The organism is Flavobacterium palustre, from assembly GCF_014639535.1.
In the GTDB taxonomy this organism is placed as follows: Bacteria; Bacteroidota; Bacteroidia; order Flavobacteriales; family Flavobacteriaceae; genus Flavobacterium; species Flavobacterium palustre.
Window position 1 is genome coordinate 676875 of record NZ_BMGA01000001.1, and the last position, 17273, is coordinate 694147.

Here is a 17273-nt window from a genome sequence, read left to right on the forward strand (position 1 = left end):
AAAATGAAAATTATTAACAAACATTTATTACCCAAGCTAATTTTAAATTTTTGCCACTAAAACAGAAAATGTTACTTTAGCCGAATATATTAAGAACCGAAATTAAAAAATGGAAATAATTATCAAGCTTTCTCAATTTTTATTGAGTTTATCATTATTAATTATATTACACGAGTTAGGACATTTTATTCCTGCTAAATTATTTAAAACCAGAGTCGAAAAATTCTATTTGTTTTTTGACGTAAAATATTCGCTGCTAAAAAAGAAAATTGGCGAAACCGAGTACGGAATTGGATGGTTACCACTGGGTGGTTACGTGAAAATTTCGGGAATGATTGACGAAAGCATGGACAAAGAGCAAATGGCTTTGCCTCCACAGCCTTGGGAATTTCGTTCTAAACCGGCCTGGCAACGTTTGATTATTATGTTGGGCGGAGTTACAGTAAACTTTATTCTGGCTTTTATCATTTACATCGGGATGGCATTTGCTTATGGCGATACTTATATTGCGAATGCTGATTTAAAAGACGGACTTTTAATTGAAAACCCTGCCATGATTAAAGCCGGTTTTAAAACGGGAGATAAAATTCTGGCTGTAGATGGAAGTGAAATTGCAAAATTTGACAATGATATCAACATGAAAATCATAATGGGTAAAGAAGTTCTGATTGAAAGAAACGGAGTTCAACAAACGATAACAATGCCTAATGATATTGTTGACCAATTATCTAGACATGAAAAAAGTCCTATTGTTTCTATCCGTATGCCACTTGTAATTGGTGCTGTCACCGAAGAATCTAAAAACACCGCTTTAGAACCTAAAGACATTGTACTTTCATTGAATGGTCAAAAAACAAAATACTTTGATGAGGCCAAAACTATTTTAGAGAGCAACAAAGGAAAAACAATTCCAGCTGTTGTTTTGCGTGACCAAAAAGAAACACAAGTTCAGGTTATAGTGAACAAGGAAGGAAAACTAGGTGTTAAAACAGCACGCTTAGGAATCGACTCTCTGGAAAAGCTAGGCTATTACAAAGTAAGTGTTCAAAACTATGGTTTCTTTGAATCTATTCCTGTAGGAATTGAAAAAGGGAAAAATCAATTAATTGGTTATGGGAAACAATTGAAAATGATTTTTAATCCTGACACCGGAGCATACAAGCAAGTAGGTGGATTTGCTGCTATTTATAATATTTTCCCAAATACCTGGAGCTGGGAAGTATTCTGGACTATTACCGCTTTACTATCAATTATGCTTGGAGTAATGAACTTATTGCCTATTCCTGCCTTAGACGGGGGTCATGTGATGTTCTTATTGTACGAAATGATTTCAGGCAAAAAACCAAGTGACAAATTCCTTGAAAATGCTCAAATGGTTGGTTTCGTTTTACTTATCACCCTGTTGCTATTTGCTAACGGAAACGATATTTACAAGGCGGTTGTCGGCAAGTAAAAAAAATGGAAAAAATTTCGTTTTTTGTTTGTCACATTCAAAAAACGTCTTATATTTGCATCCGCTAAGAACAAACTTTCACAGCTGAAATTTAGCAAACAAACACGTTCCTTACGCATATTAAATATACAGTTTCCTCCTTAGCTCAGTTGGTTAGAGCATCTGACTGTTAATCAGAGGGTCCTTGGTTCGAGCCCAAGAGGGGGAGCTTTTTTTAGAAAGCCATTCAAGAAATTGAGTGGCTTTTTTTGTTTAAACTTATTGACGAGAATCGTATGCACTTTGTTTACATTATTTATTCTTCAGATAAAGATACTTTCTACATAGGTGAAACTTCAGATACTGAACTTCGATTGCAATGGCACAACTCTGGTATATTTGAAAACTCATACACTAAAATAGCCAATGACTGGGTATTATTTCATATTATTGAATGTACCGATATTTTTCAAGCAAGAAAAATAGAGCGACACATAAAAGACATGAAAAGCAAAACATACATTTCTAATCTCAAAAAATATCCTGAAATTTCCGAAAAACTACTACTTAAATATCGTTAATCAGAGAGTCCTTGTTCCGATAGCTATCGGAACGAGCCCAAAAGGGGGAGCTTTTTTAAAGAAATCCAGTTTATTCATTTAGACTGGATTTTTTGTTTTAGACATATTCCGAACCAGGTTCGAGTCCGCCGCGGCGGAGAAGCTTTTTTTTTAGAAAAGACTATCAGCAATGATGGTCTTTTTTTTTGCGCTAAACTTTCTGAATTCTATTAGCAATTAACAACTCTTTTGTTTGCCACATTCAAAAAACATCTTATATTTGCAACCGCTAAGAGTTAATTGCTCTGGCAAACAAATACGTTCCTTACGCATATTAAATATACAGTTTCCTCCTTAGCTCAGTTGGTTAGAGCATCTGACTGTTAATCAGAGGGTCCTTGGTTCGAGCCCAAGAGGGGGAGCCATATTGGAAAAGCCATTCTTCAGAATGGCTTTTTTTGTTTCCATACTCTCCAAACTACCGCAAATACTGGACATGACGTCGATTACCTCATTACGGGAATTGGTTCGAAAACCGTCATTTTCTATAATTAAATTTTCAGGGTAAATTATACTTCAGTCTTTTATTTTTTTTCATTCTTACTAAAATAGTCATTTTTTAAGATGTTTTTTTCGCTTATTATCATTGTGGCAAAAATCATGTATCATTTGCTGTCGATTTGAAAACATTAATTCCACTATTTACACCTATTAACGAAAATACTAATAGTAAAGGAAAACATAAGGAGTAGATTTATATTCTGTTCTAATTTATTTGTTTTTAAAACTCATTCCGTCAATTGTAAAATTACTTATACTAATCGATTGATGTTTTATTGTTTGATTCGTCCATGGGTAAATTCGCACATATAAACTTTGTCCACTTTCAATTTTCTGATTCATTAAATAAGAATACTTTTTCATAGTGTCAGAAGTAATATTTGTTTCTTCTCCAACTACAATCTCATGACTGAAATCACTATCCGTTGAAGCTATAATTCTAAAATTAGATCCACCACCTATAAAAAAATCTACGGATTTCGTTACTACTTTTGCATTTTCAGAAGTTTTAAATCCAAACTGAATATATCGGGAACGAACGAGGTCTATTTCATTATTTGGCCATTTTTCACTGGTCAAATTGAGGTGTTGGACTTTTGTAGTTTTAAAATTATCCGCTGCATTTTCTAAAACAGCATATTTTCCCAAACTTAATCCTTTCCAGTCTTGAACAAATCCCAGAATTGGACCGTCCACATTAGGCTTATTATTATTTGAGAGTGTATAAAATAACTTTATAGGCTTGTTGTCTGGCACAGCTAAAACATTCCCTGACAACTCAATATATTGAACTTCACTGTTGGGTCCGTATAATTTTATACGATCTTTAAAATCTCCCGTTTGTCTGGGAATTATTCTGATATGCAGCTTAAAATCGTTTAAAGAATCTTTATCAAGCAATAGTTCTTTAATTTTGGTAAAACCAATATCTTTTTTAGTGGAAACTTCAAAATCTCCAATCGCTTCAACATTTATTTTCCCTTGTATCTTTTTATTTTTTGCTGCATAAATCAAGTCAAAAACACGATATGTTTCTGTTCCCAGATAAATGTCTTTCATGGAAATTACCGATGTATTTGTAATCAATCCTCCTTCTGGTTTCAGGTAGGTGGTAAGGAGATTATTTTTCCTTAATTCCTTTATAAAAAGTTTTGAAAAAAGTAAAGCGCCATTCGATCCAAAATGAGTTCCGTCATTAGGTAAAGAATAAATTTGTCGTGCAGCTTCTTTATCGCCAATTGAGTTAACTAACTCCTTGGTGGCACTCGTCATATCAATTAAAGGACAGTTCAATTCTTTTGCCACCAAAGCCATATTAACAGAATAATTTAATGCGATGGTATCTTTGACATCAAATGAAGTATTAATATGTTCTGCATAATATTCGCCTAGATCATGCTTCCCTCTTCTGGTTAACATATGATCTTTTCCAAACATTTTACGTACTACAGGCGTACACAATACAGGGTAGGCTTTTAATGCTCGGACTTCATTGATATAAAGTCTGAGATAGTGGCGATAAGTTGTACTGGGAACTGTACCTATTTCCCCATCTAACCCGTTATGCTTTTCATCATTATGACCAAATTGAATCAACACATAATCGCCTGGCATAATCGCTTTTTTTGCTCGTTCCCAGTAACCTCCATTGTAATAGGATTTTGTACTTGTACCTGACTTTGCAGGATTAACCAGTACCAAATTCTCATTAAAAAAATTGGGTAACATCTGAACCCAACCCCTTTGATCTTTTACATTTGGATTTTGTTCCTCCATTGTTGAATCACCAATTGTATGCAGCCTGACAACTCTTTTTGATTCAATATCTTTATCCATTCCATACATCTGAAACATTAAGAAAAAAGAAACAATAATTTTAATTCTATTCATTCGTTATTATTCTATTTTGTAATAAATATTAAACCAGATGACATACTGATTTTAGAAAAATATAAATATAAAGCTATTCGAAAAATTAATTCCAAATAGCTTTATATACTTTTAAAAAGCAATTAATTCTTAACAAATTGCCACACTTGTCCCTTTGATATTCCTCCTTTATTATCTTTAACATCTACACTCCAATAAAAAGTACCTGAAGCATTTAAACTTTGAGTATAGGTTTTTAAGCTTTGACCGGAAGAAACTTTTGCTGTAGGCGGATTTGTCGTTCCAAAATATACATCATAAGTCAGCACGTCATTCGCGTCTACATCAGAAGCAATCCATTCTAACACAACCGAATTATCACTTACAACGGACGACAATTCAGGTTTGACAAGAGACGGGGCAAAAGGCAAATGATTGGTCAAAGCAGTACCCTCAGTATAAAATTGAAATACAGAAGAATAACTACCTGACAAGTTTTTAGAATCTATTGCCTTTACCCTCCAGTAATAACGTACACCTTTTCCCAGTGAAATTGTTTTACCCGGAGTCGTACTGGAATTGGTATAATTAATTTGCGAAAACTGATTATCTTTTGCTATTTCAATTTGATAAGTAATGGCGTCTGAATCCGGATCAGATGCAGCATTCCATTGAAAAGCAACAGAATTATCAATACATAGTAAATTATTTGCCGGAGCAATTAAAGTTGGAATTGAAGGGGCTTTATTTTTTTTAGTAACATCCGAACTATCATCTCCTCCTCCACAAGAAATAAGTAATAATCCAATAAACAAGGTCAGTATATACTTTTTCATTTTTATTATTGTTTTATAATTTTTAAAATCACTAGCTCATCCAAATACACTTTTACAAAATACCCCCCTGTAGCTCTATTTTCAAGATTCATTTGTACTTTTCCATTATTTACTTTGTAAACATCAGAAGAAATCAGTTGAGAATTAACGTCGAAAACTTCCACTTTTACTTTATCCAGGATAACCGGAACAGCTATCTCAAAAAGTCCTTTAGTCGGATTTGGAAATGCAATTACTCCTGATACATCAATTTTTGAATTGATTATTCCCTCGCAAGCGATAGCTGTTTGTAACTGAACTACATCACCGGGATTTACATCTACAGAAAAAGAAGAAGCAGTGGTTTCCAGAACATTTTTCCCGTTTACCAAAACTGTATATGGAGCCGTACCCTGCTCGATATCTACCGAAAGTTTATCTGAAACCATTGTAGTTTTGGCTGAAACATTCGTTCCGCTTTCCACTACAACATTAAAACACTGCTTATAAGAATCAGAAGCAACATCAATACAAAAATCATAAATTCCAGGGGGTACATTTTCAATTGTTTTGGCAGTAGTAAAACTATACGTTACTCCGTTAATCACTGTAGTATAATTCAATGCTTTTTTAGCTGTTATGATTATTTTACCGTTCTTTTTACCAGCACAGGTTTCTCCGACAGTTTCAATGGTAAAATTATCGGAAGGCAATGTAAAACAACCATTAATATCAACTGTTGCACCAGATGTTGTATTTAGACATAGATCTTTATTATTTTTAACTCCATCATTGTCATCATCTAACTGACTAGAAGAACAACCAGAAGTAGTAACAGTTTCTCCTGTTGGCGTATTAGGACAAGTATCTAAGTTGTTTTTCACGCCATCATTATCATCGTCTAATTGACTTTGAGCACATCCTGAAACATTTACAGTTTGACCTGTTGGAGTATTAGAACAAGTATCTAAGTTGTTTTTCACACCGTCATTATCATCGTCTAATTGACTTTGAGCACATCCTGAAGCATTTACAGTTTGACCTGTTGGAGTATTAGGACAAGTATCTAAGTTATTTTTCACCCCGTCATTATCATCATCCAACTGACCTGAAGAACAACCCGAGGCATTAACTGATGCTCCTGTTGGTGTATTCGAACATAAATCTAAATTGTTTTTCACTCCGTCATTATCATCGTCTAATTGACTTTGAGCACATCCTGAAGCATTAACTGATGCTCCTGTTGGTGTATTCGAACATAAATCTAAATTGTTTTTCACTCCGTCATTATCATCGTCTAACTGACTCGCAGAACAACCCGATGCATTAACTGTTTCTCCTGCCGGAGTATTCGGACATAAATCCAAACTATTATTCACCCCGTCATTATCATTATCTAAGTTTTGTGCTATAACAACAATCTCTTTTGTTACTGAATTATTACATAATGTATACGTAATTGTAGTAGTTCCTATAGCCAGCCCGCTAACTAAACCATTTGCATCTATAGTCGCTTTATCAGTTGCACTACTTGTCCATGACCCACCGGTAATTTCATGTGATAATTGAAGTGTACTGCCCACATTAACTTCTGTGCTATTTGCCGCTGAACTGATAGGGTTGGCTGAAGCACCAAAACAGTTAACATTTATTTCATTTGATGCAGTTCCAAGTCCTCCCATGGAATTGGCAGCTCTAACTTTATAAGTTCCCGTTGCAGTAAAATTATAACTATTGGTAGTCAAGAAATCAACAAAAATATCATTCTTAAAAATTGCCCAACCTAAAACGTAGTTATTGTCTGCCCATGTTAATGATGTTGCAGTCTTGGTTACAACTGGTGCCGTGATTTGATCCGTATAAAGATTAGGTTGCCATCCGTCACTCCCCAAAACATTTTCAACAGTATAATTAGCTGCTTCTGTTGGTGTAAGTACTGGATTAAGAGTTACTGAACCACCATCGTAATTAGTATAATAAGATTTTCTGTTGGTCAAGTCGACAAGACCGCCTGTGGCAGTCATACTATTGTATTCTGCATAAACTTTGGGTAAAGTTCCCCATGCAGACCAACCTTCAGCCTTGGGCAATACATTCATTTTAGTATTGATAAAAACCACTTGTGGAGCATCATGCCAAGGACGACCCAAGCTATATGTTCCTTTGTTAATATCAGCTCCATCTATGGTACAGTCACTAAAAACAAATCCCCTACCAGTTGCAGGAGTTGATGCAGCTGTAATAACATTACCGCCTCTGTTTTCTAAATAGAGTAAACATCCTTTGAAATAAGCATCGCTGCTTCCGTATATAAAATCTACCGTACCGTGGATTTCACCGTTTTCAAGATAAATCTTTTGGCCAGCCGTAAAAAAGGTGTCCTGATTTCCCAACAGCGCCACATTCTTCAAAATATTTTTATTTCCAATATTTTCAAGAGCAAGCCCACGTCCACCAAATTCACCTGTACCATAACTTAAGTTATTCATAAGAGTCAAATCCTGCATGTAAATATTATTTGCAGTTTCTGTTAAATTAATTGTTGAAACGTCAAAACCTTCATCGGCCAATAGAGGCTTATTAAAAAGGATTGTTTTATCCATACTTTGTCCAATGAGAGATATATTTGGAGTTGAAATCTTGGTTTCTTTTTTGGCATCTCCAGTCAAAAGGCCTAAATCATAATTTCCATTTGGCAAAAAGATAAAAAACCTGTTTCCGCTTGGAGCTGCTGCGATAGCCGCTGCCTTTGCTGCAGCAAAATCGCCATCAACACCCACTATAAAATCGTATCTTTTTTTAGTTACTGTTGGTTTATTCAAAGTACTGAAACTAAAAGAAATAGGCGTAGTCAAGGTGTTTCCTGACAAATCAGACACCTTGCTTCCAGTAAGCGTAAAAGTATAATTGGTATTGTAATCCAAGCCCACGTAAGGAAAACTAATTGTTTTTCCCACAACTTCAGGAGTCAGGGTTTTACTTCCCAATGTAGCCGTAGTCCCTGGGGCAATTTGAACTTTCTCATCAAAAGCCAAAATAATTTTTCCAAAAGTACCAACCGTAGTTGAAGCTGCCGCAGGAAGAGTAGATTGAAGAATTGGAGCAATGGTGTCAATAACTAAAACCTCATCAGCTTTTACAATAACGTTAGATAAAACCGTCGCTGTAACGTCAAATGTGATTCCGTCTGCGGGTAATCCATGTTTTGGACCCGCAACATTAGGAAACCATCGGAGATACACTTTTGCTTTTCCTTCTGCCTCAACCGGCAATGTTCCGCCAATTGGTGTGATTGTATTTTTATTTATGGTAGTTAAGCTAGAAATATCTATAAAGTTCACGCCATCCAGCGAATATTGGAAAGTCCACTCGTCGCAGCCATAATAGAGACCAATAAGTCCAGACGAGACATTAATATTTTTATATCCAACCGTTGAAAATGAAGTCATGAAATAGAAAAAATTCCCTCTATCAGTATTCCAAACGCAAAACCCATTTTTTCCACCCCTGTTTTGAAGTCTCACGTTGGGAGCAAAAACATTGTCTGCAACATTATAAGCGGATATTTGTGGTCTATTATCAACATTAGAATACAACTCGGCCACCCTAGGATTAGCATATTGGTCATTCTTGAAGGTCCAGCCTGCGATAAATGTTGCATTATCATAAGTTCCTGTGATACTTCTGTTTTCAGTCATGGGTACCGAAGCACTTAAAGCTGTTGAGCCATCAGACCAGTTGTTGAATTTAATAATATCATTTTCAACAGCTGTTATGGTAACATTAGTTCCTGTTTCGTAAACAGAAAACGCGCCATCTTTACCGGCCGGGGAAACTGTATATTCACCTAAACCGAAAGCGCCTGCTACGTTTACGCTTAAGGTATAGGTATTCACTGCAGCATATTCTGCAACAAGAGTTGAATTTGAAGTGATTGTAAAAGTATATGGATTTGCTGTTGAAACAGGATTTCCGTTACCATCTGTCCATCTAACAAAATTATATCCGAAGTTTTTATTTGCGGTTACCGTAATTGCCGTTCCATCAACAAAATTACCTCCTCCGGGATTCGAAGAAACTGTGCCCGATGCAACAGGGCTCACATTAGTTGCCAGCGTATAAGTAATAGCACCCGGAATAGTCGTTACTTTTTCTAAATAATCTAAATTGAATAAGTAACCCGTATTTGTTGGATGCTTAAAGACCAAAAATAAATCATGTGTTCCGGTTGTAGGAATGATTGTTGTCGAAAACATTTTGTAATCGCTAAATGATGTCGATCCGGATACTGTGACTGTCCCAATTAAAGTTCCTGTGGATGAACCCAATCGCAACTCAATAGTTCCTCCGGTTGCTCCGGCTGCCGCTATATTAAAACTAGTGTCGTATTGATTAAATACATGCCCGGTGAAACTAATCCAGGTATTGTTTTTAATATACCCAACATTTTTTCCTCCGGAAAGTGCAGCATTATTTTCGGCTTTTGCGCCTGAAGCTGTATTAAAACTTTCTGCTTCAATTTTTTGAATGGTCTGCGAAAATCCCATTGCTGAAAAGAGTATCAGCAACAAGAACATAAAGTATTGTTTTTTCATTATTTTTTTGGTTTTTTTTGGTTTTGCTAAATAGTTTATATTTTGTCCTGCGTATAAATTTTAACAAATTAAAATCCATACTGGAGGCCTATTAGTTCAATTTAAGAGTCTTTTTTCTTCATATATTTAAAGTTTAAATGTTAATTACTCATGTTACGCAAAAAAAGTTGTCATATATCCAGTTTTAGCATTTGCATTGTTGACAACTTATGTGGTATAAAACTATATTTACGCCGCTGTTCTAGGTTGTTGACAACAACAATAATCTGCTTGCATTTGCAGAAATATCTTGCCATTGTAAAAAAATTAACAACCCTGTTACCATTTGCTGTCGTATTTACAATTGTTCCTTCTTCATATTTACCATTTGTTGGTTGTTAGTTAAAATGATATATAAACATGCTTTAAAACAAAATCAAGTTTGGGGTTACTTGTAAAGGATCCTACACAGAAACTTTGAAATCAACATCTGTACAGGATTTTTAAGAATAATTCTATCCTTTTTGCTGTAAAACTTGATCTGAAACAATACTGTTAATATAAACTTCTATATTGTCATAAGCAGTACTCAAATTTCTACCTCTAGCATCATTTTTTTCAGGATTTAATCCTTTTTTATTTTCCCATTCATCAGGCATACCATCATTATCAGTGTCTTTCAATGCTGTACCGGATGCTAATACAGGCCATCCACCAACGGCAGTTTGAGTATCAATAATTCCGTTCGTACTACCTTTACCACCGTCCATTATTGTTGCAATACCTTTACGAACATCATTAATTATTCGCTCATCTACAGCGTCACGAACTAATGAAGCACCAGCAAAATCTAATACTAAAGAATATGCTTTATCGGCAGAGTGAGTTGTTACCGGAGGAGCATTATGAGGAATACTTAATTTCATAGCGGCTTTATCTGCATCCGAAACTATACCATATTTGCCATGAAATTGATTATAAACTCCGTAAGTCCAATTGTCTTGTGTTGCTAATGTTGAGCCTTCAACAATATTTCCGTTAATATAAAATTTACCCCAAATGTTATATACAGGATTTGGAGAAACATCAGTATTAGTATTTTTATCTATTGATATAATACGATCCTTTCTGGATGTTGCCGGACCTGGTTTATAATAACAGTTTACGATATTTACATTCGTCGCTTCTCCTCCATAACAGCTGTTTCCTCCCCAATTATAAATTACATTATTTCTTAAGTCAATCAAATCCGTAAGAGCAAAAGCATCATTAGCATATTCTCCTAATCGAGGATTTCGACTATCATTAGAAGACATCAAATTATGATGAAATGAAGCATTCTTTCCACCCCAAATACCTCCAAATCCGTGGGAACCTTTATCATGAACTGAATTTTTTAACGCTTCGGATATAATACTCCACTGCAACGTAAAATTTTCATTTTGATAAAAAGAAACACATTCATCAGTGGACCAACTCATCGAACAGTGATCTACAATAATATTTTTATGAAATCTCCCCCCTAAAGCATCATCCTCTAATGCTTTAGTATCACCCATTCGAATTCTTAGATATCTCAAAATAACATTATCAGCATTAATACTTACCGGATAATAAGCCAAACAAATACCTCCTCCAGGTGCCGTTTGTCCTGCAATTGTAATATCATTATTAGAAATAGTTAATTTAGAATTTAGATAAATCGTACCTGAAACATCAAACACCACTATTCTAGGACCTGTCTTATTTACAGCATATCTCAATGTACCTGGTGCATTAGTATCTTCCAAAGATGTTACTTTATATACAGTACCTCCTCTACCTCCGGTTGCATTCATACCACCACCTTCTGCTCCTGGAAAAGCAAAAGGATCTTCAACTACAGGACTATTTGAATTGTTATTGTTATCGTTTTCAACAGGATTATCATCCGACTTATCTGACGATGTGCATGCAGGAAAACTGAATAGGCAAATACTAGCGAAAAAAAGAATACCTAAAACACACTTTTTCATGGTTCTATTTTTATTTAATAATTTTATTTGATTTAATGATTGTAAACCCAAAAAGAATTCAGTTGTCCTTTTGGAACATAACCGAAACTAAAAAAATGTAGGTAACGAAATTTTTCTAACAGATAAACATTGCCAAAAAATATCATCTTAATAACTACTAAATACTTTCTTTCTAAAAATATTACCGACACCATTTTATTTCCTTGACAAGATATTATTCATGGTTTTTGGTTTAATTAACTTAAATCAATAAGATGTAATTATTTATCTCAATATCTATTAATTCTCTACCCAACAAAAGAGTTATATTCGAAACTCATTCATAATATAATTGTCTAAAAAATTGAACATAAAAACATATATTTAAAAATAAAAAGAGATAAAAAACAGATACGTCAAAAAAATCAATTTTTAATCCATTTCTATCTTAGCAAATGTATTTATGCAGATTGAAACAATATGGGGATAAAACGCTGAACAATGGAGGTCATATCGCTAAAACTCATGTTTTATATACCTTTACAAAAAAAACAGTAGGCTAAAACATAAAAATTCTTGAACTTGAAAAATGAATTTCTTATTTTAATAAATTTAAAAAAATCAAAATCAAAAAAGCATCTTTGTACCCAGTCTTATCTTAAAATATCACTTAAAAACAAAGGGAACAAAGCTATTTATCACCAAAGTTAAAACTAAGTGAAAATTGAAGAGTATTCTCTAAAGGATTAGCAACTTTTGAGGCAGAAACCAAATAGGAAACATCAATTTTTAATACATTTATATTTAAAACCTGTTCCTAGTGAAAAAAATTGTCTAGCCCCTTTTATTATAATTTCATGAAAATACCCTAAACGCATATCAAAAGCATCTTTAAAAGAGTACTCACTACCGATTGCATAAGTAATCTCTTTAAACTCTTCACTAAATCCATTTGGAGCATCTCCAAATGAATTAAAAACTCCCGAAAACAAACCAGTGGAACGATAATCATCAGTAGCTATTTCATCATCATTAACAATAGTATCTCCATTTAAATCAACTCCATACTTAGGGGTCGGAACTAATAATTTATTAAATTCAACATTTACAGACAAAGTATTACTTTCATCAAAAATAAAATCAAAGCCTCCCCCTAATTTTAAATTTGCCGGAAGAAAATTGGCACTAATTTCATCATTATCATAACTCCTTTTAGGTCCTAAATTTTGCACATTAAAACCTGCTCTCCACCTCCCGTTAAATTTATTAAATGTAATTTCTTGAGACTGATAAAATCCCCCTATATCAATTGCAAATGAATTCGCCGAAGTAGCGTCACTGTTATCAATTGCAACTTTTAAATTTGAATGAATATATCTACCCGCAATAGCCATTGAAAATTTTTCACTGAGTTGTAATGAATAAGAACCGTCCAAAGCAAACTCGCTAGGTTTAATAACAGAAACAACCTCACCCGGATCTCTAGTTTGACGCAATTCAATCTCTCCAAACCAAAATACCTAGAACTTACTGCAAAAGCACTTCTTTCATTTATATGATTATAATAAGTCAATTGCCCTAGAGCAACATCATTAACAAGATTTGTAAGGTATGGAGTGAACTTAATGAAACTCCATTCTTTTCTTTTGCAAAAGCATATTGAGCAGGATTCCACTGCTGAGAATACACATCCGGAGATGAAGCTACTCCTATGTCAGCCATACCAGCTGCACGAGCATCAGCTGAAACTGACAAAAAAGGGACTGCCGGGCTGATTACTCTGTCTTGAGCTTTGGCCAAATACATCGAAAGTACACAAATAATTACTAATTTTTTTTCATTTTTGGTTGATAATTTTGATTTAAAAAAGTTAATAGAGAATTATTCTTAATAAAAAAACTAAACGATTTTTATTTATGTAAAAAGCCCATTTCTCTTAGCCAGGCTTCACACAAACTCGTCCAAAGTTCTGTAGATCCGGGATTGTTTCTTAGAGCAATTGAATGCCCTCCCTGTGGAAAAATATGCAAAGCCGATTTTACATTGGCTTTTAAAAGCGCTTCATAATAGGAAATACTATTCAATGAATTAACTACCGGATCATTGGCTGCACAAACTACAAAAGCAGGACAAGTTGTACTGTTTACATTTAGTTCTCCCGAAAAAAGAATCTCGGTATCCGGAGAAGGATTCTTACCTAACAAAGCGTCATGACTTCCTTTATGTGCATTTTGCCTCATACTGATAGCTCCTGAAACTACAATTTGAAAATCAGGTCTATATTGAATTGTATCTAAAGCATCGTTTATCTTTGTGTAATCTGTATTTATGGTTGCAAGATTTACAGCCAGACCTCCACCTGCTGAACAGCCCATCACTCCAATCTTATTTTTATCAATTCCCCATTTTTCAGCATTTTCACGAACTAATTTAACCGCTCTTTGTCCATCCATTATAGGTCCGAAAGCCGGATTTTTCAAATCGGGCGATGTAGGCATTCTGTACATCACCACGAAAGCATTAACACCAAATGTATTGAACCATTTGGCCAATTGAATTCCTGCAATATTATACGTTAATTTTTGATAGCCTCCGGGTGGAAAAATTAAAACTGCCGTTCTTGTATTTTCTTCTTTTGAAGTAAAAAAAGCATACATTCCAGGTACATCAACCTGCGTAACACGTTCACGCTTCTCTATCCGTGGCAGCTCCATACCATTAGAATTAGGCATCTTTCCCTCAGGCCAAAGCGGTATATACTCCTGTCCCAATACCGTGAATGATACCAATACAAATAATAAATTCAGTACGATATATTTAGTGTTCATTCTTTTTACTATTATTGGATTTTTCTAATTGGTTCTTTTACTTTAGAAAGAAAATTATTTCCTTCTATGATTTCTGAATTTTTAAACTCTAAAAAAACATCAACTGGCTCTTTTTGAAAACAATTATTTAACAAAACATTTTTAGAATTACTTACTTTTATTACTGGCTGATTTACGATAGGTTTTTTAGCCCATATAGCATTCAAAACCAAACCATCACAATTTTTAAATTCAAAAGAAGATCCTTTTTCAGTACTGATATCAACATTATTAAAAGTTAAATTTTTCGCTAAATCCGAACTGAAACCCTGCTGAGCTTCCAAGTTAATATTAGTAAAAGACAACTCACTAATAGGCATTTCTTCAATACCTTTTATCTCCCCTGCTTTATTTATACCAACACCTGAAACATCACTTATATGAATATTTCGAAATATTGGGGTACGATCGGAAACCGGTTCCGGTTTGGATGCGCGGTCATAAAACAAATCAAAAGTGAATGCATTCCGACTAATATTCCTCATTACAACATTAGAAACCCTGATATTTTCAACCACGCCTCCTCTTCCTCTGGATGCTTTCATGCGAATTCCGGCATCTGTTCCGTCAAAAACACAATTAGAAATAACTACATTTTTCACACCTCCGGACATCTCACTACCAATCACAACCCCACCATGACCGGCTAGCATTACACAATTAGTTATCGTGATATTTTCGCAGGCCTTCCCATAATTTCTACCATTTGAATCCCGTCCTGATTTTATGGTGATACAATCATCGCCTACACTTATAAAACAATCTGAAATTCTAACATTACTGCATGACGAAGGATTGATCCCATCAGTATTAGGACCATGCGGGTCTTTTGCAGGATTAAAAATCGTAACACTATGTACCACAATATCATTACAGCCTTCAGGATTAATCGTCCAAAAAGGAGAGTTTTGAATACGTATTCCTTCAATTCTTATTTTATTACACTCTAAAAACTGGATAAACGGAGGACGAAAAAATTGCTTCTTAAATATTCCTTGGTAATAAGGTTCTACTTTTAAATCTTTATTGGCAGCAGTCCACATTTTTTGCAAATCATTTGGTTTTTCGATACCGTTTTTCAATTTAATTTCCTGAAAAATTCTCATTTCTTCCTTCCACCAATCAAAGCCATTACCATCAAGAGTACCTTCCCCTTTTATAGTAATATTGTCCGCTTTATATGCATTAATCAAAGGGGCGAATGTATTCATAAATACTCCTTCATAACGCACATTTTGAAAAGGCAAATAATCTTTAAAATCAGAAGAAAATTTTAACGTAGCTCCTGCTTCAAGATAAATTGTAATATTACTTTTTAAGGTAATTGCCCCAGTTAGATAAGTTCCTGAAGAGAAATACAAAGTTCCTCCTCCTTCCTTTGCTGCCTGATTAATAGTTTTATTGATTAAATCAGTACATTTTATTTTTGCTGTATTATCTGCCCCCAATGCTCTGATATCATAATTTTTACAATTTGCTGTAATAGACGAAAACAGTATAATTACGGAACAGAGATTTTGAATCAAGGTCTTTTTCATTATTATATTTTTTATTATTTATTTTAACCCAAAAAGATTTTAGAATAACCTACAACTTCGTTGCATCCAGTGACCATTCACTTTCAACTTTAAAAATTTCATTTAATTGAAATTTTGCTAGTTGGCTTTTTTTCAAACGGTGAGCCCATTTAACTCGTTTTGAAGTATCGGATCCTGGTCCTTTATTTCCATATTCAGCATAAAAAACAGTCTTCTCCTGTTCTGTTTTTTCCCAATTATGCCAGCCTTCTGGAAGAATATGCTTTCCCAGAAAACAATCAATAAAAACCACCTTAGCATACTCCCTCCAAGGTCTTCCTAAATACACTTTATCAACTTCTGGATCAGCAGTTAAGTTGCATTTAAAAAAGACAAAACCAAATTGAGATTCCTTGGGGGTATTCGCTGCTGTAATAAAGGAATTCAATTTACTATGAATCTCACATGAATCAAAAATAGCTGTGGCAGATCCAAAAATATAATCGGTTGTACCAGCTATATAACAATCTTTAAAATACTGTCGACTATTTTGACCTGCAGCATATAAAGTATCCTGATTTCCCAACAAACTGCAATTCTTGGCAACAAAATAATCGCCTTCAACATGAAGCGCTACAGCCTGACCAACTCTTCCTGCTGTATTTTCAACAGTTAAATTTTTTATTCTTATATGATCGCCTGAAATTTTTAAAGTATAACTTGTAAAAGTTCCAATAGAAGGCTGTCCTGCATAATTATCATAGGTCAAAATCGTTTTTTCTTTGCTCTCTCCTATCAAACTAATATTAGTATGAAAAGAATCTATTAGTACTTTCTCTTTATAGACTCCGTTTTTAATAAATATCTTTTTCTGAGTGGAAGAAAAAGCTCCACAAGCGGTGATCGCTTGCTGAATTGATTTATAATCTCCTGAGCCATCTAAAGCAACTACTAAATTATTTTTGTCATTTTTTGCAAAAACAGAACTACCCGTAATCAGCATTGCTATAACAACCAAATAAAAAAATTTAACTATTTTCATTGTTCGCTTAAATAAAAAGAAAGAATAAAAAATTTAGAATCT

The 17273-nt window shown here is 34.2% G+C and carries 9 protein-coding genes, 2 tRNA genes and 1 pseudogene; 4 read left to right on the forward strand and 8 right to left on the reverse strand.

Annotated features, from left to right (window positions below; genetic code table 11):
- The first annotated feature begins 109 nt into the window (after positions 1-109).
- The 4 genes from rseP (at position 110) to IEV84_RS02820 (ending at position 2417) form a co-directional block, all read left to right on the forward strand.
- Positions 110-1453: an RIP metalloprotease RseP gene (gene rseP / locus IEV84_RS02805; protein WP_188492207.1), complete on the forward strand. Its 1344-nt coding sequence runs from the start codon at positions 110-112 to the stop codon at positions 1451-1453.
- A gap of 134 nt (positions 1454-1587) precedes the next feature.
- Positions 1588-1661, forward strand: a tRNA-Asn gene (locus IEV84_RS02810).
- Positions 1662-1701: 40 nt separating this feature from the next.
- Positions 1702-2013: a GIY-YIG nuclease family protein gene (locus IEV84_RS02815; RefSeq protein ID WP_229732577.1), complete on the forward strand. Its 312-nt coding sequence runs from the start codon at positions 1702-1704 to the stop codon at positions 2011-2013.
- A gap of 327 nt (positions 2014-2340) precedes the next feature.
- A tRNA-Asn gene (locus IEV84_RS02820) sits at positions 2341-2417 on the forward strand.
- 346 nt (positions 2418-2763) lie between these two features.
- Here IEV84_RS02820 and IEV84_RS02825 read toward each other — a convergent pair.
- From IEV84_RS02825 to IEV84_RS02860, 8 genes and pseudogenes are all read right to left on the reverse strand, one after another.
- Positions 2764-4443, reverse strand: coding sequence for a rhamnogalacturonan acetylesterase (locus IEV84_RS02825; RefSeq protein WP_188492209.1), 1680 nt, complete (start codon positions 4441-4443; stop codon positions 2764-2766).
- Positions 4444-4565: 122 nt separating this feature from the next.
- Positions 4566-5258, reverse strand: coding sequence for a glycoside hydrolase family 78 protein (locus IEV84_RS02830; protein ID WP_188492211.1), 693 nt, complete (start codon positions 5256-5258; stop codon positions 4566-4568).
- 5 nt (positions 5259-5263) lie between these two features.
- On the reverse strand, positions 5264-9832 hold the full coding sequence (locus tag IEV84_RS02835) for a pectinesterase family protein (RefSeq protein WP_188492213.1): 4569 nt from the start codon (positions 9830-9832) through the stop codon (positions 5264-5266).
- 494 nt (positions 9833-10326) lie between these two features.
- Positions 10327-11826: a pectate lyase family protein gene (locus tag IEV84_RS02840; RefSeq protein WP_188492215.1), complete on the reverse strand. Its 1500-nt coding sequence runs from the start codon at positions 11824-11826 to the stop codon at positions 10327-10329.
- Positions 11827-12587: 761 nt separating this feature from the next.
- Positions 12588-13611, reverse strand: a pseudogene (gene porV / locus IEV84_RS02845) (type IX secretion system outer membrane channel protein PorV).
- A 104-nt stretch (positions 13612-13715) separates the two neighbouring features.
- Positions 13716-14633: an alpha/beta hydrolase gene (locus IEV84_RS02850; RefSeq protein ID WP_188492217.1), complete on the reverse strand. Its 918-nt coding sequence runs from the start codon at positions 14631-14633 to the stop codon at positions 13716-13718.
- 11 nt (positions 14634-14644) lie between these two features.
- Positions 14645-16210: a glycoside hydrolase family 28 protein gene (locus tag IEV84_RS02855; protein WP_188492218.1), complete on the reverse strand. Its 1566-nt coding sequence runs from the start codon at positions 16208-16210 to the stop codon at positions 14645-14647.
- A gap of 49 nt (positions 16211-16259) precedes the next feature.
- A complete protein-coding gene (locus IEV84_RS02860) occupies positions 16260-17231 on the reverse strand; it encodes a pectinesterase family protein (protein WP_188492221.1) in 972 nt (323 codons plus the stop codon).
- Between the last annotated feature and the right edge of the window lie 42 nt (positions 17232-17273).